Consider the following 21,187-nt stretch of genomic DNA (forward strand, 5'->3'; position numbering starts at 1 on the left):
GGCTCGGTGTTGCAAGCGTGGCCTTCATGGGTGTCCGGTTGAGCTATACCCTAACCTGATGTCAGGCCTCCTCAGCGCGAGGCGTCAGGATAGGGTTGGTATAGCGATTACTTGACATGTGCCTTGAACGGTCATAGAGTCTTTCCTGACACATCTTGTTAAGGGGGCATGTTTTGCGAGGTCAACGCATCGGTTATGTCCGGGTCAGCAGTTTCGACCAAAATCCAGAGCGTCAGCTCGATCAGGTCCAGGTGGACAAGCTGTTCACCGACAAGGCCTCGGGCAAGGACACCCAGCGGCCGCAGCTCGACGCCTTGCTTTCGTTTGCCCGTGAAGGCGACACGGTAGTCGCGCACAGCATGGACCGTCTGGCGCGCAATCTTGACGATCTGCGCCGGCTGGTGCAGACGTTGACCAAGCGCGGGATACGAATCGAATTCGTCAAGGAATGCCTGAGCTTCACCGGCGAAGACTCGCCAATGGCGAACCTGCTGCTGTCGGTAATGGGGGCGTTCGCGGAGTTCGAACGGGCCTTGATCGGCGAGCGACAGCGCGAAGGGATCGCTTTGGCCAAGCAACGCGGAGCCTACCGGGGTCGCAAGAAAGCGCTGGGGGACAACCAAGTTGTCGAGCTGCGCCGCCGCGCCGGTGCCGGCGAGCAAAAATCAACGCTCGCGCGTGAATTTGGCATCAGCCGGGAAACCCTGTATCAATACTTGAAGGTAACGCCAACTCCTTAACCCGGTTTTCCGTTCCACTGCACCTCAAACCCCAAAACCGCCTAGCAGGATACGCTCGACGTCACGGTCCTCTTTCGGAATGGCCACGTGGCAGAGCACTCGACTCATTTCCATCCACAAAAAGGGATCGCCTCGGGATCCCCACTGAGAAGGCGTCGGGTCAAACAGGTCGGTCATGACGGCGAACGAGGGCGCTAACGGAACAAAGCTCGCTCTCGACGCCATCTCGACAACAGCGGGAACGATCGTCTGCAGCCAGGGCGCGCTCGTCGCTTTCATCTCAATATACGACGTTCCTAAAGCGATGCATCCAGAGTCGATAAAGGCCGATCCGGCGACGGCGCGGATAGCGGTCAGCAGGGCTTGGCCAACATCGGCCTCCTCCCGTTGTGGATCCCCACTGCACAGGCATTCGATCACACGATCGCACAACACCCGATTGCCGTCGTAGTCAGTGAAGAGTTCTGGCTTCTCCGCGACTAGCTTACGAAGTAGCGGCGCGAGAGCCCGACTGCGATTCCTTAAGAGAAAGTGCAAATCCTCTCGCTCGGGATGCATTTCCAAGGCAATGTCTGCTGCAGACTCATGTCGATTGAAAGTGCGGGCCGAGGCGTTGGCTCCCAGCGCAAGCAGCGTGCCGATCACGCGAGGGCCCGCGCCGTGCCACGCTGCCTGGTGCAAAGGGGTGTAGCCCTTGGCACTGATGGAGTTCACAAGATGGGGCTGGCTTTCCAAATGACGCAGGAGCTCGGGCCACTCTCCCTTATAAGCCAGTTCTACTACGTCTGGGGTCATTTTTCCCTCTCGCCATACTAAAGATACGTCATGAATAGCTCATGCGCGCTAGTTCAAATGCCATCATGCGCAAGGTTGTCGTCCCACTTAGCGCCAGCAAGGAAACCACCATCGCTGCCTACAGCCCCAAAGGCCGTTCACTCTTCAAATGAACGGTTCTTGAATTTCAACTGGTCGCAGTTTTCACGCACGGCCCGCTGGACACTTTCGTCAAACCCGCTCGGCAACTCAGCCTCGATCTCAACAGCTATACGTAGTTTAACGCCCGGCTTGTTCAACAGCATCAGTACCTCTTCAGCCACATCCGAAAACTGCAATTTCGCCTGGTTCGGATTGAGCTCTACCGAACCGAAAAACATGCGCTTCTTGGCCGACGCGCTGGATCCGCGTGGACCCGACCCAGCGGCGCTTGTCGTCGAGCTGGACACCGAGGCTCCCTCCGCCTTAGATGTGGCGCCGCCGCTCGGCGTCGGTTCTCCCGCGACGCTAGCCGCCCCGGCCGCTTCGCCTTTGACTTTCGCCTCCCGCTCGGCAGCCTCCTCTGCAAGCCGCGCGGCAAAGGTCGACGATGCATTGGGATCGATCAGCAAAAGCGAATCGTCGAAAATTGGGGTCGTGTTCTCGGCGAAGTGGAACCCCTGATAGCGCCCTTCCTCGACCCCATATGCGATGCCGAAGAAATCGCGGGATAAGAGGCCAGCGGCGATCGTCGAGCGGATAGTGTCGGAGTCGCGCAGCCGCGGCAGATACAGATAGCAGCACGTCTTCTGCCACACATCCAACGCGCCGGCGGTCGGCGTGTCGTCTTTCCAGAACCAGGTCTGGAGCATTTTGGCCAGGTGAATCGGCGCCCACTCGTTAATGAGCAGCTCGTTCTCCTTGAGCACACGCTCAATCTCTTCCACGCGATTGATGACCGCCGGATTGATCTGGAAATGATCCCACTGTAGCTCGCCAATGCCCTTGCCCGGCTTCGCCTCTTGCAACGGCGCCAGAAGCCATTTGAACGTTTCGCGAATCATGCGGCCTAGCGCGTCGTTGGCAAGGTCGAGGCTGTTTGAGGCCTGTTTGGTCTGGTGGCCGTCAAGATTCAGCCGGCCTTCGCGCACATCCTCAACGATGGACCTCCAAGCCAGAGACGAGGTGACCTGGTCTTTCAGGCGCGCCAGGCTGTCGGTGTCCGGCGCCAGGAAGACTAATCGATTTTGCTTCTGTCGCGGCTGATCGCCCCGGTTTTTCAGAATGGCAGTGGCCGCGTCGATCGCCGCGGATTGAGCCCCCTTGCTGAACGTTGCCTCGGGCGGGAGCACGACTAAACGCAGCTGCCAATCGTCCGGCACATCGGCCGAGGGCGTGAACACATGCACGCCGCCAAAGACACCGTTGGAGAACCGAAGCTTGTCCTTGATGAACGGGTAGACGTCCTCTCGCAGATTGAAGCGGCGCTTGCGCTCCTCCATCTCGCGACGCAAGTTCGGACGCGTGTCGAACCAGAAGCGGTTGTTCGCGCTGTTGAGGTATTGCAGGCGGTCGACCAGGGCGCGCGCGCCGTCCTTGTAATGCCCCAACACTTGACCCGGCTGAGCACAGCCCAGCAGAACGCGCTCGAGCTCAATGCCGCGATGATGCTTGGCGCCGCCCACCGCGCCGGCGTCTGGGGCCGAGCCCAGAAACACCGTGCGCGCGATTCGGCGACAGGCGTGAATCGCCCCAAACAAGGGCCGAGCGTTGTCGAGCTCCGTGGTCGCCGCGCGCTCGCCGTCAATGTCGCGCTCCAGAACAGGATCCCAGCCTTGCGGAAGGTAGTAGATCGCCTCGTTGCGCGTGGCGGAGTCAAACAACGGCAGGCTTCCAGGCTGGATCAGCAGGTCGTTGTTCCCTGTGGTCCAAAGCCGGTGGATGACTGTCGCCATCATTTTCAGCACGCCGCGCGTGCGCTGGAAGTTGTCAAGCGACGACCAGTCCTCATAAAGTCGATCGAACACCTCTGGATGAATGGGGTAGGCGTGCTTCAACCGCTCGAGGTAGCCGCTGCCTTGGACGTCCTGAGGGAGATCCCCCGCGTTGGCCGTGTAATAATCCGCATACGCTCTGCACACCTCCTCGGCCGCGAGCTCGTCGTTGACCTTGGCGAACAGGCGCCGGCGGACAATCTCGAAAGCTTCTTCGGTGGCCACGGGCTTCCATAAAGCTTGCACGCGTCCAAAATAATGCTCCAGCGCCCGCAGCGCTTTGACGCCCTGCTGGCTTCCCGCCTCGCGATCGGAGAACGGGAGCGACGCGAGAAGGATCGCGTTTGGCACCGCTTTTAAGGCCTCGGTCAGTGCCTGAACAAAGGAGAGCTGGGTGTCGTAGGTTCCGCCCGACAGCGTCTTCCCCTCCTCGAACTGGGACACATAGCGCACCAGCTCATCCATGAGGATGATGCAAGGCGCGCTGCCTCTGATGATCTCAGCCAGGACCGTTTTGCCAGGGGCGGTTCCGTCGCGGTCGGACTCCATGATCTTGGCGTATGCAGCCTCGCCGCCCAGCTGCCAAGCGAGCTCGCCCCAAATGGTTTTGACCGTTGTGTTCCCATGCGCGCGCGGCTTGCTCGCCAGGTCGAGCAGATCGACGCCATCAAGGACCGCGACCCGAGCTTTCGGAAGCTCCGTGATATCAGCCGCGTCGAGAATCGGCGAAATGCCCAGCATCTTGCTCGCGGGGGTCGCTCCCTTCGCCAGGTGATAGACCGCGAGCAGCGTGTGGGTTTTGCCGCCGCCGAACGCCGTCTGCAGCTGGACGACCGGATCGCCGCCCTTCCCCGCTAGGCGCTTCACAACGGAGTCCAGCAAGAGGCGCATCCCCTCCGTAATGAAGGTTCGTTGGAAGAACAGCGAGGCGTCCTGATATTCTTCGGGCGCGATGCCCTGATGGACCTTCGAGATGTCGGCGGCGAACTCAGCTTGCTGAAACGTGCCCTTCAGGACGTCTTCATGCGGAACGGCGATTTCTCGCCAAGGCTTCAAAGTCATGGTGTTCTTCCTTAGATGTCCATGGCGACTTGCGATCCCAAGTGCCCTTTCACGTGCGACGCCTCTTCAATGCCCACCCAAGAGGTGATTAACTCGTTGTATGCGCGCGCGTCCTCGGCCCACCCCTTGCGCTCGCAGAGCGTGTACAGGCGATAGGCCAGGCTTCGGATGGGCTCGGCCCGCTGCGGCATCCCCGCCAACAGCGCTCCCGCCACCCCTTCGCCGTTAGTGCGAAGAGCGCGGATGAGCTGATGCAGCGCCTCCCATACCGGCGTGTTGTTGTCCTTCGATGGCGACCACTCGTCGGCGTATTCGACAGGCTTGAACAGCCTGACGCGGCCCGACAAGGCCTCCACCACTCCAGCGTCTCGGACGTGGTCCACGCTGGTCCCCTTGGCCCTGGCCAGCACCGTGGCCTTGCCGAACTCGCCGGCGGCCCAACCATGCTCGTCAAACCATCCCAGGCAAAACTGGGTGTCGGAATCGAAATCGTCGATCCCCTCGGTCAGCATTCTGTTGATGAGCGTAAGAGCGCTGTGGACCGTCATCGGGCTGCCGTCGGCTTCTAGCACGGCCGTGTATCTGGAGAAGATGGCCATTCCGGGCCCGATTACGGCTTGCGCGAGGTCGACCGGGGCCACTGGCGAGATGCCTTCGGCGCCGCCAATCATCACATCCACCGCCTCTTTCAACTCATCCTTCAACTCGCGCAAGAAGTCCCGGCGCGAAATCGTGGAGGCGGAACCAGCACGTTGGCGACACACAAGCACAATGCTCGAGGCCAGCGCGTTGGTCCCCTGGCTCACCATCCGGCTGCCGTTTTCGGTCCGAAGCGGCCAAGTTCCCGTGATCGCAAAGCCGGCCGCGAGAACCGCCTCCAAGAAGGTCTCCCAGCCCGTGCTGCTCGTCCCCGCGTCCGTCGTCTCGGCCTGCTTGAACGCGTAATAGATCGTGGTTGGGAATGCGGGGTGTGCCTGGTCGGCCAAGCGGTGCATGGCCTCCGTCATCCCGTCAAGGAAGAACTTCTCCGCAGCCGGCTTGCTGCCATGCCGGTAAACCGTCGCCACCAGCTCCTCCGCCTTGGGCACGAGCATGGTCGAAAACAGCTGGGGGAAGACCGGGCGCAACGCTCTGCGCAGCCACACATAGAAGAAATCGGACAGGTCCGCGTAGCCAATGTTGTCGTAGTACGGCGGATCCGTGGAGACCACTTTGCGATGCGAGACGCTCTGAGTCTGCGCGTCCTGCTGAGAGGCGTGCCCGCGGAACCATGCCGGGGTGATGGCAAATACCTTGTCCATCGCCTTAGCCACGCCATCAATGAAGACCTCCCAGGAACCTGAGCTGTCGCAGAACGGATTGGCCTCGGCGAAGTCCCACAGCATGGGGAAGCCCTGCCGGCCAAACAGTTGGCGCGGGCATTGAGCGGTAGGTTCCCAACGAACCAGGCTGTTGCCCAGATCCGCCATCTTGTCGAGGCAAAACGCCATGAAGATCGAGATGGCGTCCGCGTAAGCCGCTGGCCCCAGCCCGCCATCGTCGAGGGACCGATGATCGTCTTGCCAGCCGCTGGCGACCGCGTCGGCCTTGATCCGCTCCCGCAGCTCCGAGACGAGATCGGAGAACGTGGTCAAGCAGACGATCTGCCGCGGCGTGAACATGTGGCCCCACGTGGTCAAGCCATACGCCGAACACACGCCCCCAGTGATCATCGCGCGCGTTGGCGTCGATCCAGACAGAAACGACTCGCGCGCCTCGTCGACAATGGACTCGTTCGCCGCGCGATGAGCGACCTCCTCCATCGCCTCCGTGGGCGACAGGTAGATGCGACCTTTCACGCCCTCAGCGACGATGGCCATGAGCCTGACGCCGATGCGGCCCGCTTTCCCTTCGGCGCGAATGTAGTCGCGCGCGATCGGGGAGCCGCTCAGCAGACAGAAAAAGTCTTTGGCCTTCCCCGCCTTGGTTCCGTTTTTGGCGCTCTCTGGAGGCTTCCCGGAGCGCACCTCGAAGCGATAGGTGTCGCCATTGACCACGGGCTCGACATACGACTCTTTACCGGCGCGATTTGCCAGGATGAAGCTGGACACCAGTGGGACGTCGACATGCGAGAACGCCGGGTTGGGGCTCTTGACCGTGCGAGCCCAAAGCCAGGCGAGCACCGTCGCCTTGCCGCCGCCCTGCTCTTTCCCCAAGTCGACCTCTGGATAGTGATGGCCAATGCGTTTGAACGCCTCGTCGCGCATCCATCGACCATAGCGGCGCACATCCTCCGCCAAGCCTTGGGCCCCGTTCCAATCGGTGGGCAGGCGCGCTTGCTTGATCGACTCATGAATGGGGCCGACCGGCGCTCTCGACGAGAACCTCGGCGGGATCTCAATCATCGCTTTATTGATGAGCACCGCCACAGGGTTCAAGTCGGTGGCAAAACTCTCCAATCCCAAACGCTGGGCTTCAAGGGGCAACGCGCCCCCTCCGGCGAATGGGTCGTGAAACGCAGGGAGTTTCTCCGGATCGAACAGCTCTTTGGCGTCCGGATGGCCGCGGTTTAGCTCGCAGGTCTCGCGCCAGCTTTTGGCGATCTCGGCGCGCGCCTCTTCAAGGAGCTTGGCGTCATTGGTGTTCTCCCACGACGCGAGCCGCCGAATCAGCCCGAAAAGATGATCGCGCTCGAGCTTGGCCTTCTCTTTGTTGACCCCTCGCCCCAGGTTGCGCTCGTAGCCCGGGTCGTTCACCATCTGAGCGAAGATCACCGCGCGCGCCGCTGACAGCGGACGCCTTGCCCACCACAGATGGAGGCTGGACGGGTGGCCCTGGCGAATGGACTTCTCCTTGACGGCCGCGTCATTGATATCGTCCAGAGGCAGGGCGACCTCGATGAGCTTTTTTGGGGTTTTAATTATCGTCATTTGATACTTTAGTTTGTCACAGCGCTTCGCGCTGACATTGCAGCTGTTGAGCCGAATTGTTAATGGCTGCCTTCATCTCAGGCGCCGTTTGGCGTTGAACGTTTAAGCAAGGCCGCGAGATCCAGATTGACGCTGGTCACCGCCCAGTCAGGCTCCTGCGTGAAGGGATCGCGAATATAAAAGGGGCCCTCGTAGCTCTCCTCGTCGACGAGCACGATCGCGAGAATGAATTTCTCAGCCTGGTTTAGCCCATACAGGATCTCGTTGCGCGTGACGGTGATGGTCGACTGACCTTTTGACCGCCCCTTGACCTCAATGTGACGCGCCTGAGGCAGATTGCCATCGACGGTTGGCACCACGGCGGTCAAATCCCAGCCGCACTTTTCCGCTGAGACATCGATGACCTCGTGCCCGAACGCCTTCTCGGCTTTGCGAACCGCGTCCATCGCGATTTTCTCGACCCGCGCGCGAGCTTTGGCGTCGGCTGACCAAGTCGGCCCCTCCGCCTCGCCGCTGCGCATGGCAATGAGGCCAGCGGGAATAATCAGCGCGCCCCCGACGACGACCGGAACGCTCGACACCACATCGCGCATCGCTTGCAGCTGCTTTGTGCGCGACTCAAGCCTGACGGTCAGCTCATCGATCGTTCGGCGCACGTTCTCCAAGGTCAACCGCACGTCCTTCCCCGCGGAGAGATCGGTTTTGAACTTTTCGTGCCGGTCCGACCAGTAGTCGATTTCTTTTACCAAGCGCTCGTGAATTGCAGCCAGGTTCTTGTCGACCTGGCGCTCTCGCCGCTCGCGAATCTCGTCGAAATGTTCGGGCACCAGTCGATCGGAGGCGTGGCCCAGTGCGGCCTCATCCAAGTCTTTTTTGATCCAGTCCGCTTCGATCTCTTGGGCCACCAACGCGCGCTGCCAGGGCTCCATCGGGTTAAGGTCGAGGTGCGGCGCCCAGCCAGCGTTCGCGATCGCGCCATGGCGATCGATGGTCACAAACTGAAGCCTGCGCGAGACCACCACGCCTGACTCCCCTCCCTCTTTGACGGAATGGTCGATCAGGAACATCAGCTTAGGATCGATGCCCTCGTCGTTGGGGTCCACCAGAACGGCGCCCTGCTTTAATTTGCCTCGGTGCTGCTCGATCATGAGATCCACGACCGACTGCATAAGCGGGTGGGCTGGGTGCAAAAGGCTGGCCACCGCCTCGTTGGGCTTATCCTCGACCGTCAACTTTCCCTTCTCGAAGCAGACGCGCTCGTATTTGGTCACAACGGGGTTCATGCTGCGCCTGTCGCGCCCGGAGATCTGGCGATCACGCTCCCGGATCGACGCGGGCACGAACGTGATTTCGTAGCGGCCAGACCCGCGAGGGCGCAAGTCGCCGCCGAGCCGCTCAAACGCTTGGGCGAAGAACGAGCGGATAAAGTAAGGCTGCAGCTTGCGCGCTTCGGCCTTCTCCATCTCCTCCTTCAATGCGAACAGCCGCTGCTCGTCCATCACCTCCTCGGCAAGGGCGTTGCGACGAATGATCTCCCGCAGCTTCTCCGTCTCGAGCGCGCCGGCGACCACCTCGCGCAGGTGCAGCTTTCGGGCCGGATCCTCGCCGTAGCGAATCGCCTCGATCAACAGGTTTCGCAAGCTCACGCCGTCAAACACCTCCCCCAGGATGTCGAACACGCGGCCGCCCAACGCCTTGCGCTCGATCTCGATCTTGTCGAAGAGCTTTTGGAACACATCGCCTTCGCGCGTCTCCGCTGCGACCATGTTCCAGAGATGGCAAATCTGGGTCTGGCCGATTCGGTGAATTCGGCCGAAGCGCTGCTCCAAGCGGTTGGGGTTCCAGGGCAGATCGTAGTTGACCATCAAATAAGCGTTTTGCAGGTTCACGCCCTCACCCGCCGCGTCCGTCGCGAGCAGCACCCGCGTGTCCTTGTCGTTTCTGAACAGCTCCTGGACCTTCCGTCGATCCTCGCGATGAACGCCGCCGTGGATCATCACCACGGCCTCATGCTTGCCCAGCAGCCCTCGGATCCTGTCCGCGAGGTAGTTGAGCGTGTCACGGTGCTCGGTGAAGATGATGAGCTTGCGCTGCAAGCCATCGGCGCCGCGCATTTCCGGCGTGCTTTGCAGCAGCTCGCGCAGTTCCTCCCACTTGCGGTCCTGTCCGGAATGAACGAGCGTCTTGGCTTGCTCTTCGAGATGCCCCAGCGTGAACACCTCCGCCTCGAGCTCCGCGATGGTTTGAGCAGCGGTCGCCTGATCGACGAGCTCCTCCTCGAAATTCTCGTAGTCTTCCGGCGCCATGTCCTCGGCCGACTCCCAAATGTCCTCGGAACCCTTGTCGAAATAAGTCTCGGCCATCGCCTTCACGTCGCCGGTTTGCTTGATTTTCTCCTCGCTGATACGGCGCTTTAACTTCTCCCGCCGGCGTTTCAACGACTGGTAGATCGCCTCGGGGCTCGAGGCGAGCCGGCGCTGCAACGCGGTCAAAGCGAAGCCCACGGTGCCCTTGCGCTTGCCGTCCAGCTTGTCCGCGCGGTTCATCTCCTCTTTGACGTAAGTGGTCACGTCGTTGTAGAGCTGACGCTCGGCTTCGGAGAGGCTGTAGTTAGCGGTGTAGGCAACGCGCTCAGGAAACAGCCGCGTGCCGTCGAATTTCAGGAGGTCTTCCTTGACCATGCGACGCATCAGGTCGGTTACATCAACTTTGTGCGCGCCATCGCGGAACTTGCCGTAGAAGCGATCGGAGTCCAGCAGCGACATGAACAGCTGGAAGTCCTCCTCTTTGCCGTTGTGCGGCGTCGCGGTCATCAACAAGAAGTGACGCGTGACCGAGCCCAGCAGCTGCCCCAGCTTGAAGCGCTTGGTCTCGTTGACCTTCGTGCCATACCAGGTCGCCGACAGCTTGTGAGCCTCGTCGACGACGATCAGGTCCCAGCGGGAATTGCGGATCTTCTCTTGGAGCTCCTCGCTTCGAGACAGCTGATCCAGACGCGCCACCAGCAAATCGTGGTCATCGAAAGGATTCCCCGCCCGGCTCTGATCCGCCAGTTCGCGCGTGAACAGCGAAAACGAGAGACCAAACTTTTCAAACAGCTCTTCTTGCCATTGCTCGACCAGGCTGCCTGGGGACACGATGAGGATGCGCGCGGCGTCGGCCCGCATCAAGAGCTCGCGAATCAAAAGACCCGCCATGATCGTCTTGCCGGCGCCGGGATCGTCAGCCAGGACATAGCGCAGCGGCTGCCTTGGCAACATCGACTCGTAGACGGCTGTGATCTGGTGAGGCAGCGGCTGAACATTCGAGGTGTGGACCGCCATCATGGGGTCGAACAAATGCGCCAAATGGATCCGGTAAGCCTCAGCCGCCAGCTTGAAGTCCGCTCCATCCGCGTCGAAGCTCCACGGCCGCCCTGCGGAGGCAATCGATAGCTTGGCCTCGTCATTCCTGAACACGACGCGCTCACCCAAGCGCCCATCGTCACTCTTGTAGACCACGGTTATCGCGTTGTCACCAAGCGGATCCGCGCTTACAACGCGCACGACTCGCCCCTCTTCAAGCCCAGAGATGAGAGCGCCCTTGGAAATCGATTCCAGTTTCATAGCGAACAGTCTTTCATTGAGTTCAGCGCGCCATCACGGCGGGTTCAAGAGCTTTGTAGCCCGGCGCCAGGGGGGCGCTTTCTACGCCGTAGAGAGTCTGTGGATTCGCAAGCCAAAGGTGGTGCGACGATGGGTCCAGCGAGTGGTCTTCCGAGCAATCCACGCCCCAGCGCTTTAAGGCGTAGCCAACCATCGGGGCCCGCAACTGAAGCCTCAAAGAGCCATCGGTCATGCCGTAGTCGGCTTCAACGGCTTTCGGATGTTTCACGCCAGGATGAGGAACCAGATCGAGCGCGACGATGCGCGTCCACTGAGCGTCATGCTCCAGACGATGTTCCTCCGGAATTGGTCGGTTCAGTGGAGTCGCCTTAATGATCCGCGTTAGTACAAAATCCGCGAAGCGCTTCTTGTCCTGGTCGAACGCTCGCAAATGCCAACGCAGGCCCGTGTCCGCTAGAGCCAGTGGCGCAATCGTCTTTGCCGAAGGTCCCGAGGACAACGAAAGATAACTCACCTCGATCAACTCGCCCGCCGTGATAGCGCGCGTGAGCGCGCCCAAGGTCCGCACTTCAGGAGAGACAAGCTCACCGACGCTCTCGCAAGGAATAACGCGTCGGCCGCTGACGCTCAAGCCATCGCCAATACCGGATCGGAACCAGAGCAGAGCGCGCTCAGCCGATTGCTCGAAAATCGGTGAGAACTCGGGCGTAGGCAAATATTTGCGCAGCGACGCGTCGTAGACCAGGTTGCTCGGTGCAAGGCGTCGGTAAGCGGCCAGATCGCGCGCTGACGCCGCCGGCTTTACCCCGAAGCGCCGTTCAATATCATGGCGAGTCAGGTCGCCGCAGAAAAACGCCTTGACCTCAATATAGGCTAGCCGCTCGCGTTGTGTTTTTGGCAGCTCTTCCAACTGGTCTAAGAAAGGCATAGCCTAATCACTCTTCGAATAATTTCCCGATAGCACAATACCATATTCAAGCTTTTTGGTTAATCATTTTGATAAAGTTAACTTGATGGATGTGCTAGCCTTAAAGAGTCAAAATGAAGCGCCACGACGACAGAGGGATCCGGGCTCACCCTTTGGTCAACGAGCTGCTCGAGCTCGAGCACCAAGCTGCGCTCAGTCGCGAAGCCTATCTATCCCGACAGTCCGTCAGCGGCCTCTGCTGCCGGGGGATTGCGTAAACGAGTTGCGTTTCAAGGTCAGGGCTGGTCCCCGCAGCGACGCGAACGTGATTGACCTGGGCAGGGCTACGATCGCTCCCGCGCCTTCGTGCCGGTAGTTGATGGGCGACGGGCTGCGCCCCGCGGCTGGATCAGGACCATGCTGAGACACGTCATGACTAGGCGCTCGTCATGCTGACATTGACGGAGCGGCGGCCGGGCTGCATAGCACATGTAGTCAGAACAGTGGAACTCTGACGAGCGCATATACCTTGCAGCCAGCTCAGCCGATACCACTTTAGCAGTGCCTGGAAAATGCATTAGCCATGACTCGCAGTTCGATCAGGACGTACATAGCGTCGTGGGCAGCGGACGCGGATCCCGGCTTATCTGAAAACCTTTGCTAGCTCCCCAAGTTGCGCTTAATAACGTTCATGAATTGCGTGACGACCGCAGCGTTCTGATGCTGGCGACTGGCCTTCATTTCCTGCGTTTCATTAATAGGAAGCTTGCTAAATGGTGAGTCCGACGCGAGAAAAACAAAGTTATCGCCCTGCGGCGCGCGGCAACCTGGGCAAATGTTCATCCAGTATTTTCCACCATACATCTTCGAGAACCGAAACTGCAGGGTACGTGGAACCGGCTCAGGTGGTTTTTCCTGGGCAAACGGCACGCCCTGCCACCAGTACCATAGGATTTTTTCCTTGCACCCCCAGCAGGGCGCCACGGCAGCGACATATAACGGGTTAGATAGCGGCAGCTTCCAGCGCGCGGCTACTCTTTCCAATTCCGCACGCTCCGCTTTACAGTCAAGACACAACGTAGGTTTTAGACGCATCTGCACGGGACGCCAATTGAAAGGATCCGCTAGGACCTCGGCGGCCTCGAGTTCAATCCACGGCAATTCGAGCTGCTCGGCCTTCTCCCCGCCGACGGCGTGCGAGTTGAAAATCTCGACGGCCAAAACAGGCGTACCTTCTTTGAAAGCGACGACGTCGCAAACATACGGCCCAATCCTCTCCTCAATTTCGGAGTCGGTAAAAGCAGAGTGGGGCAATTCTCGTTGCACCGGTGACTCGCATTTGCTACAGGTGCATTGCAGCGTAATGTGAGTCTTGGAATCGCTATGCTCGTTGATTATTTTCGCCACGAGGAGCTTAGCCGTAATATGCGCGAGCGTTTCGCCATTGCACGCCGTGTTCGCTTTGTGGGCGAAGTGCTTCGCCCGCACGGCGCCGGCGTGCAAGACCAGGAGCCCTGCGCAGCCCGGGCACGCATACACCGCCTCTGCATCTGCATCACGCGCGGGTACCAGGTCTCCGTGCTGAGACACGCCATACGGAACCTGAAGCGCGATGGGGGGCTGCAGGGCGTCGGTCTGCTTGATCGCGGTTGGCATAGCTCCTGGTGCCAGCCGGGCCTCCTGCGCTTCGGCGGCGTGCTTTTGCGGCACCAGGCGAGATTCGGCAGGCGAGCGTGACCGCGGCGCCCTCCCGCTTGCGCGCATGTATTGCGCTGTGCGCTCATCGAACGCCTGAGCTGGACTCCATGAGCGCCGGATCGTCGGCGGGCTCGAATGAGCGGGCAAACCAGCCGCGTGCCTGACGGCTGCCAAGGCAAGCTGAGCCCGGCCCGTGGAGATAGGTGCTCGAGCATGACGGTCGTGAATCAAATCGAGGAGTTCGCCATCGGTTAAGCCCAGAGACTTGAGCACGCCCTTTTGATAGCGGATTTCCGCAGTTAGATCGTCCCGCTGTTCAATCGCGAGGCTCATCAGCGCTTGGAATTTCGAGATCTCGTCAGACTTTTCCATAAATTACCATAGTGCAGGACCGGCCTCATCTTCCGTAAACAGCAGGTTGTCTGCGAAGAACTTTGGCAGAGCCCCTACTCTAGATTAGGGGACGCAGCAAAACAATGGTTTTTACGGCGGTCGCCGGTGGCGTATACGCGCGGCTCACCGGCACGTGGCGACCAACGCCTGCACGACTCTTGCGGAAGGACCAGACGGTCCGGGCACGCGTAAGCGGTGAAACGGACCTCTAGTTCATTGTCGATCAGTGACCTCGTGCGATACCGACCGAGGCTCCGGATCTGCGTCAGTGTTACCAGTACGATGATCGGAACAGCCGAACGCACCGGCCCGACGAAAAGCGCTGCCAGGTGTACCGTAGCCAGAGGAACCCCTTGAGGGACTTTCGCGTGCGAAAGTAGCAGAACCTGGCGTCTGCGCCGGCCAGGCTTTCGCGCACGACTACGAAAACAAAGTTCGTTAGACTAGAAAGAAAGTTCGTCATACTGCCGTTTCGGATGCTTGGCTAGCACAACTGGCCACGATGCAAGTAGGACATTTCCGCAATCCGATGCAGCCCTGGGTTCAATCCAACAATTCTTTTAGGAGAAATATATGGCTGCAAAGGGTGGTGTGGTTGTTCCATTAAATTGGTGCACGTTCAACGAGTTTGATTCGATTCAGCACGATACCTTTACGACCGAGCCTGCGCTTTTAAAGTTACTCCCCAATGTGTACGCCGTATGTATCGCTCGACGAAATTCAGATCCCAAGGCTATTGTTGGCGGGTTTTTCGTGCGCACCTCGTACACCCACGACGATCCGGAATTTTCGGACGCATTAGCAAAGGCCATGTATGCGGTACCAGAATTCCGAAAATTTGCACCTGAATTGCATTCCTTCCTGCCGGCGAAGGTAAGCGCGCCGTTGAACGTTACAGAAAACGAGATGCTAAAGGTCTTGTTTAGGCAGAAGTTGAAGTTCACTACCGGCGGAAGTGCTTAACAGGACACAATGGGCCGCGCAGCTGCGCGGGCCGGTCAGGACTTGCGTCGTCCCGGTGGGGAAGCGGTTGGTGCAATGGTCTTCACAGCCTGATTGACATTCTCACCACGCCAAGACAACGGTCACGATTCCGTCGTCGAGAAAGTGCACAAAAATTTCAAGTTTTTGCCACTTTTCCATCTGCCAGCCGACAATCTGCAATGCCGTCCCGTATCATGTCTACAGAGGTTGCCACGGGGCAACCGCAATCAAGAGGGGTGGGCATGAACAGTTCGGGTTGGAAGAAAGTCATTGGCGTTGCCGCTGGCGTCGCAGCGAGCGTCGTTGTAGCGGGTTGTGCGTCGAGCCAAGCACCACGGTCGACGGCAAAGTATCTCGGGTACAGCGAGCTGGTGACTCAAGGCCCGGCGCGCCTTTATGCCGGCAGCAGCCTCAAAGAGCGCAACGGGGTGGCGTCCGCGGCTTTGCTGCAGGCGAACCGCCAGTCGACCTACACCCTCACTACCACGGTGATCCTGGCTGGCGGCCAGCAGGCCCTCATCCGTCGGCACCTTCCCGCCGGTGGTTTCGACGAAAATTTCGGGCGTGAGACAGAGATGGAATTCAGCATCCAGCCATGTAACCAATTTGGCTCGGAGAACGGTCTGGTCGTGTGCACCGACCGATCGGCACCGCCTCCCGTAGTCATTTCGAAGCGTGTGTTGTTGCAGGGTGGACAGAAGGTTACTGTGCAGTTCCCAGGGAATGTAACGTGGATCTATCAAGTTCTGGAGCAGGCATCGCCACTGATCTGAGCACAGTCGCCGCGGTGGCCACGTCCGCCCGTTCCCGGCATTTGCCGCACACGACGGCGCACGGTACAGTGCTCCACTCCAAGACCGTTTGGCGCGACCCATCCGGGATGACCGATCAGCAAACAACTCTTAAAGAAATCTATGCAACAAAAGGACTCTGAAGTCGACGATCTTCGCATTCCACCCCACTCAATTGAAGCCGAGCAATCAGTCCTGGGCGGCTTGCTTCGCGATAACTCCGCATGGGACCGCGTAAGCGGGATGGTTGGCGCCGCCGATTTCTATCGTCATGACCATCGCCTGATTTTTATGGAGATCATCCATCTGGTCAGCACTGGAATGCCCGCCGATGTCATTACCGTAAGCGAGCGCCTGAAACAATCCGGCAAGGATGAGTTTTGCGGCGGCATGGCCTACTTGAATGCAATGGCACAGAGCACGCCGTCCGCGGCGAACATCAGGCGTTATGCCGAGATAGTAAGGAACCGCGGCGTGATGCGGGAGCTGCTCGTCGCCTTGAACGACATAAGCGAGGACGTCTACAAGCTGCGGGGCGAAGACGTCGCCGCAGTCCTCGACCAGGCCGAGGCGAGGATCCTGAGCATCGCTGCGGAACGTGCGCGCGGGTCGGAGGAAGCGGTCCCGCTGCAACCGTTGATAGCGCAGGTGATCGAGCAGATCGACGAATTGAGCTCACGCGACGACGACGCCGGCATAACCGGGGTGGCCACCGGCTTTGTGGATCTCGACGAGATCACCTCGGGACTGCAACCCGGGGATCTTGTGATCGTCGCCGGGCGGCCGTCGATGGGCAAGACTGCTTTTGCCGTGAATATTGGTGAGAATTATGCGCTCGCCACCAGCAAACCAGTGACGGTGTACTCGATGGAGATGGGCGGAACTCAGCTGGCAAGGCGTATCCTCGGGTCCGTAGGCCAGGTCGACCAGCAACGCCTGCGCAAGGGAAAGCTGCAAGACAAAGACTGGGTGGGCTTGACGCACGCAATTCAGAAGTTGAACGGCGCGCCGATCTACATTGACGAGACCGCAGCCCTTAGCCCCATGGAGCTGAGGTCACGCGCACGGCGCGCAGCACGCCAGCATGGAAAGCCAGGGCTTATCGTAGTGGACTACCTGCAGCTGATGGTGTCGGACAATAAGGGCCAGAACAACAGAGATAATCGCGCAACCGAAGTGGGAGAGATATCGCGCTCACTAAAGGCACTGGCCAAGGAGCTCCAGTGCCCTGTCATCGCCCTCTCGCAGCTGAATCGTACGCTGGAGAACAGGCCGAACAAGCGGCCGATCATGTCGGACCTGCGGGAATCGGGAGCGATCGAACAGGATGCCGACGTCATCATATTTTTGTACCGGGACGAAGTCTATAACGAGGACTCGCCGGACAAAGGGACTGCGGAAGTTATCATCGGCAAGCAGCGTAACGGCCCCACCGGAATGGTGCGTCTGACCTGGATCGGGGAATACACGAAATTCGTGAACTACGCCGGGAACCGCTAACCCTGGAGAGAGCGTGCTACGGAACGAGCTCAAACGCTGCAGCGTGTGCCAGCGGGCGCCGGGCTGGATCTGGTCGGTGTCGGCGCTGGACCTGGTCGCCCGAGCGCTTCCAGGTCCCCGTTGGGGTGGACGGTGGACGCGAACGCCTCGAATGAGGCAGACTGGACGTGACAGACGGCCGCAGGAGCGGCGATCGGGATCGTGCCTGTGGTTGTATCGACGAAAAAGCATCGCTGTGTTCGCTGGCCGCGCCTTAACCTACGACCCTTTCACTGACGGGCTATCCGCAAAAATGGCCCTCTCCTCTTGGCTGGACCGCGTGAGTGTCATGCGCCCATAGACCGGGACTCGGAAGTGCCTGCGTACCTGATCGGCAATCCCGGCATCGAAGACATTCGTGGCGCGAAAGACACGGGAGAACGCCGCAACGCCGAGCGCGCCCATCATAAAAAGTGGCACGAGGGTCTTTGTGGTCTGGGCAACGTGCGCAGGCGTCATTACGATCAAGTCCCGGATCGTCGACGCGGACAGGTCCGGGCTTGCGAGGCCGGCTATGACAAAAATCCAGAACGCCGATGTCGGGATAGCGACAGCCGAGATGCCCGCCAACTTTAAAAGTACGCCGCCGTAGGCTTGTGCTTGAGCCAGGTAACGCATCCAGTCGCCATACACTTCGTTGCAGATACGTGCGTAGTCAGCGTCGCGCAGCGTTCCGATCGTCACGCCCTCGAACTCGACCTCCCATACCGCGTCAACACATCCCGATATCCTTGTTGAAAGATCGTCCATGTAAGCACGTCGCTGGCAGGCCGCTACAGCGCCTGCAAAGCCTGCAACCATCCCACCGACGGTACCAAAAAGAGGCACCATGACGACGACCAAGGCCAAGGTGACAGCGAAGCCAAGCATAGCGTCGCTGCGACGCAGGTTCCGTAGCTGATTCATTGTTCCTTCTCCTTATTTGCTCAGTCCGAGAATATCTTGTTGAATTGCTGCCAACGACGGCTTGGCTTTGGATGGGTAGCGCACCGTCTTTATTCCGGCCTGCTTGAGCCGCGCATCCCGAACCGCATCCCTCTTGCCCTCGTGCGTCCGGTCGTCCAACTCAACCACAACGAGGACTGCGCCGGCCGGGTTGCAGACCACGTAGTCGGCGCGCTGCTGGGCTATCCTAAGACGGTCGGCATGCGCGGTTTTCTTGTCGGAGCTGGCTGCCTCGACCAGCGCTTGCAGCGAAACCTGGGGGAAGACCAGGTGGTGCGGGAGCGCTTTCGATAACCTGAAGAAAAATTCAAGTTCGTTGTCTGTCATTAGTGCACGTGCGCGGTACTTGCCTACCCGTGCTCCAAAAAGAAAATTGAGTACGACGCCTATCGCACCGAGCGATAACGCGACAATAAGGGCAGCTCCTGTAGCCCAAGATGGCATGTCCAGCATGACGGCTCCTTCAAGCTTTCGCGCGCGAAAGAAGTGATTTGGGCGCAGCGAGGCTCGCGCTTTCGCGCGCGAAAGCGGGTGCGACCTGGTCGCGCACCGAACGTGCTCCGTTGCGAAAGGGATTACTCGTGAAGTGTGACCATTGAGACGACCGCGTTGACCAGTGTGCTGAACTGATTCGTGTCGCCGCCGGTGAATTCCGGGGTCACGATATACGTCCCCGCGATCGAAACGCTGGGCGTATTGGTGATCTTTAGCTTGCTCCGCAGCGTCATCAACTGTTCGACATCGCTTTTCAAGATGGGCAGGTTGTCTTCGACCAGGCGGCCAATTGGCACTGGGATGCCGGCTGCCTTACCGATGCGTTCGATGCCTACCCAGTTGCGGGTGGAGAGCCCCATGTCCTGCACGCCGCGCAGCGATGCCTCGACGAAGTTATTCACGTGTCGTGGATAAAAGCGCTGGACCGCTGCGAATGCGAATGCGTAGGTAAGACCGTCTGCCTTGTTCACGACGGGCGTAAACGCAAACTGCTTGTCTTGGGGAAGCGTGTTCGACAGGTTCAGAAAAAAGGGAAGGTACTGCTTTGAGAAGCTACAGGATGGTGAAAAGAAGGCGCGGACACGGAATTCATCCCCCTCGACAGTTTTGACTTGCAAGTACGGACGCAGTTGGTCGGCCAGCGGGCTGGGTGACGACGGGGCGCACTGCGCGGAGCACGTTACCCCGAGCGCCAAGATGGCAATGAGTCGCTTGATCACTTGAACATCCTTTCAAAAACGGCATCAAGAGTGGTTTCGTGGTTCAGTTCCTGTTCGGTGACGAACTTGTCAATGCCGCGCGCCACCTCGCTGTAAGTCAGGCCGAAGCGCCTGGCCAGCTCTGTCCGCAGCGGGGGCGCCGCCCCGGCCGAGCGGTTCGTCTCAAGCTTGGTGCGGCAGTCGCTGAATTTTGCGTACCCCTCTTCTACCGCTCGTAACCCGGCCATTACCAGGGTCTCGTACTGCAGCTGGCGTGATGCCAGCCTGTACATCGCGTCTGGGTCGAACCGATCGCCGCGGATGATTTGGCTGATCGGGTAGTCGATGTCGATCGCCTCGATAAGGGCAGACTTGCCGACCTTGGTCTGCGAGACAGTTTCCTGCAGCGATCGAACGACGTTGAGACCATTGTCCTCGAGCCAGGAGCGCTCGTGAATGCCCAGTTCGCGCGGCGCCATCTCCGACTCGAATTTGTAGACGAGTCGTTGCGCCATGATCAGCTTGAGGGATTCGGCCAGACGCACAGCGTCCCGCGTGCGATCCGGCAGCAGGTCGAGCGCCCTGGACGCGGCGTCGGTCGCGCTGTTAGCGTGCAGTGTCGACAGGACCAGGTGGCCGGTGGAAGCGGCATCGAGTGCTACATCCATCGTCTCGACGTCGCGGATCTCGCCAATCAGGATGATGTCCGGGTCCTGGCGCAAGACCGAGCGCAGCGCTTTGGCGAACGTGACCTCGCCGCGTACCGGTATCTGCGTAATCGGCCCCGGACCGCGAAGGCGATATTCAACCGGATTCTCGATCGTGACGATGGCGTTCTGCCCATTGATCAGGTAATTGATCATCGCGTTGAGCAGCGTGGATTTGCCGGAACCCGTCGGCCCCGTCGCGAGGATGAGGCCGCTCGGCTCGCAGATAACCCGGCGGATCAGGGCCTCGAGGGCGTGAGGCAGCCGCAATTGTTCAAGCTTGGGAGCGGTCTGCTGGTTGATGATCCGGCTGGTGAACTTCCAGCCGTCGAATGTTCTGGCGTACTCGACGCGCACATCAATGTCGTAAGGCTGTCCGTTGCAGTTTCGCAGGTTGTGCTGTTCAGCCCACCAGGCAGGAAAGCTCAACGAGAAACGGGTCGACAACAGGTCGGGGGTGCTCCCGCCCTGTGGCGTATTCGTGAGCTCGAGCATCTTCGTGCGGAAGTGTTTGCCATTATTGTCGCGGTCGTAGCCAAAGTTGACCATGCCGACCGAAGTACGGATGCCGATCTCAACATGGAGTCCTTGCCACTCATGCCCGGAAATATGGACGTCCGAGGCGCCACTGATCACCGCGTAGGCAAACGCATTCAACAGCGTCGACTCGACAGCACGATTCGCGCCACTGGTAATCGGCATCAAGGCCATCCGCTCGTCCTCGGTCAGACGGTCGCCATACAGCTCCGGATAGTCGGGTAGGGTGAAATTGCTCATGGGAGTCGGTCAAGCCCGTCGAGGAAAGTTGACATAACTGCACAACAAGCGTACGCAGGCCGAAGAAAAAAGTCAATTTAAATTAAGTTTTACCGCGTTAGCAAGCGTATAATTCTTAATACTGATTGACTTTTTCGACCCGATCATGCCTCCAGTAATCGTTCGCCAGTCCGCTCCATTCAGCGCCGTG

At 59.6% G+C, this 21,187-nt stretch carries 14 protein-coding genes; 4 read left to right on the forward strand and 10 right to left on the reverse strand.

What is annotated here, in order from left to right; genetic code table 11:
- Positions 1-173 precede the first annotated feature (173 nt).
- A complete protein-coding gene (locus tag ACFPOU_RS20765) occupies positions 174-740 on the forward strand; it encodes a recombinase family protein (protein WP_379725884.1) in 567 nt (188 codons plus the stop codon).
- Positions 741-764: 24 nt separating this feature from the next.
- Here ACFPOU_RS20765 and ACFPOU_RS20770 read toward each other — a convergent pair whose 3' ends face one another.
- The 6 genes from ACFPOU_RS20770 to ACFPOU_RS20795 form a co-directional block, all read right to left on the reverse strand.
- Entirely contained in the window at positions 765-1,535 is a 771-nt protein-coding gene (locus ACFPOU_RS20770) for an ankyrin repeat domain-containing protein (RefSeq protein ID WP_379725887.1), read from the reverse strand.
- Between the two features lie 137 nt (positions 1,536-1,672).
- Entirely contained in the window at positions 1,673-4,549 is a 2,877-nt protein-coding gene (locus ACFPOU_RS20775; RefSeq protein ID WP_379725890.1) for an ATP-binding protein, read from the reverse strand.
- A gap of 11 nt (positions 4,550-4,560) precedes the next feature.
- Positions 4,561-7,458, reverse strand: coding sequence for a DUF1156 domain-containing protein (locus ACFPOU_RS20780; RefSeq protein WP_379725894.1), 2,898 nt, complete (start codon positions 7,456-7,458; stop codon positions 4,561-4,563).
- A 77-nt stretch (positions 7,459-7,535) separates the two neighbouring features.
- Positions 7,536-11,063: a helicase-related protein gene (locus tag ACFPOU_RS20785; RefSeq protein WP_379725897.1), complete on the reverse strand. Its 3,528-nt coding sequence runs from the start codon at positions 11,061-11,063 to the stop codon at positions 7,536-7,538.
- Positions 11,064-11,085: 22 nt separating this feature from the next.
- Positions 11,086-11,991 carry a WYL domain-containing protein gene (locus ACFPOU_RS20790; RefSeq protein ID WP_379725900.1) on the reverse strand — a complete coding sequence of 302 codons (906 nt, stop codon included), beginning with the start codon at positions 11,989-11,991 and terminating at the stop codon, positions 11,086-11,088.
- Between the two features lie 639 nt (positions 11,992-12,630).
- Complete coding sequence (locus tag ACFPOU_RS20795) at positions 12,631-14,040, reverse strand: competence protein CoiA family protein (protein ID WP_379725903.1); 1,410 nt, start codon at positions 14,038-14,040, stop codon at positions 12,631-12,633.
- Between the two features lie 594 nt (positions 14,041-14,634).
- Between ACFPOU_RS20795 and ACFPOU_RS20800 the strand changes: the two genes are divergently transcribed.
- The 3 genes from ACFPOU_RS20800 to dnaB all read left to right on the forward strand — a co-directional run bounded on the left by ACFPOU_RS20800 (position 14,635) and on the right by dnaB (position 17,336).
- Entirely contained in the window at positions 14,635-15,024 is a 390-nt protein-coding gene (locus tag ACFPOU_RS20800; protein WP_379725906.1) for a hypothetical protein, read from the forward strand.
- A 263-nt stretch (positions 15,025-15,287) separates the two neighbouring features.
- Entirely contained in the window at positions 15,288-15,818 is a 531-nt protein-coding gene (locus ACFPOU_RS20805; protein WP_379725909.1) for a hypothetical protein, read from the forward strand.
- A gap of 141 nt (positions 15,819-15,959) precedes the next feature.
- Positions 15,960-17,336, forward strand: coding sequence for a replicative DNA helicase (dnaB, locus tag ACFPOU_RS20810; protein ID WP_379725912.1), 1,377 nt, complete (start codon positions 15,960-15,962; stop codon positions 17,334-17,336).
- Between the two features lie 258 nt (positions 17,337-17,594).
- On the opposite strand, the gene ACFPOU_RS20815 is transcribed toward dnaB, so the two are convergent.
- The 4 genes from ACFPOU_RS20815 to ACFPOU_RS20830 all read right to left on the reverse strand — a co-directional run bounded on the left by ACFPOU_RS20815 (position 17,595) and on the right by ACFPOU_RS20830 (position 20,997).
- Entirely contained in the window at positions 17,595-18,281 is a 687-nt protein-coding gene (locus tag ACFPOU_RS20815) for a hypothetical protein (protein WP_379725915.1), read from the reverse strand.
- Positions 18,282-18,293: 12 nt separating this feature from the next.
- Entirely contained in the window at positions 18,294-18,773 is a 480-nt protein-coding gene (locus ACFPOU_RS20820) for a DUF2726 domain-containing protein (RefSeq protein WP_379725918.1), read from the reverse strand.
- Between the two features lie 122 nt (positions 18,774-18,895).
- On the reverse strand, positions 18,896-19,534 hold the full coding sequence (locus ACFPOU_RS20825; protein WP_379725921.1) for a thiol-disulfide isomerase: 639 nt from the start codon (positions 19,532-19,534) through the stop codon (positions 18,896-18,898).
- Complete coding sequence (locus ACFPOU_RS20830; RefSeq protein ID WP_379725924.1) at positions 19,531-20,997, reverse strand: GspE/PulE family protein; 1,467 nt, start codon at positions 20,995-20,997, stop codon at positions 19,531-19,533. Before ACFPOU_RS20830 ends, ACFPOU_RS20825 begins: the two co-directional genes overlap by 4 nt.
- Positions 20,998-21,187: the final 190 nt, after the last annotated feature.

The organism is Massilia jejuensis (genome assembly GCF_042656795.1).
In the GTDB taxonomy this organism is placed as follows: domain Bacteria; phylum Pseudomonadota; class Gammaproteobacteria; order Burkholderiales; family Burkholderiaceae_D; genus Telluria; species Telluria jejuensis.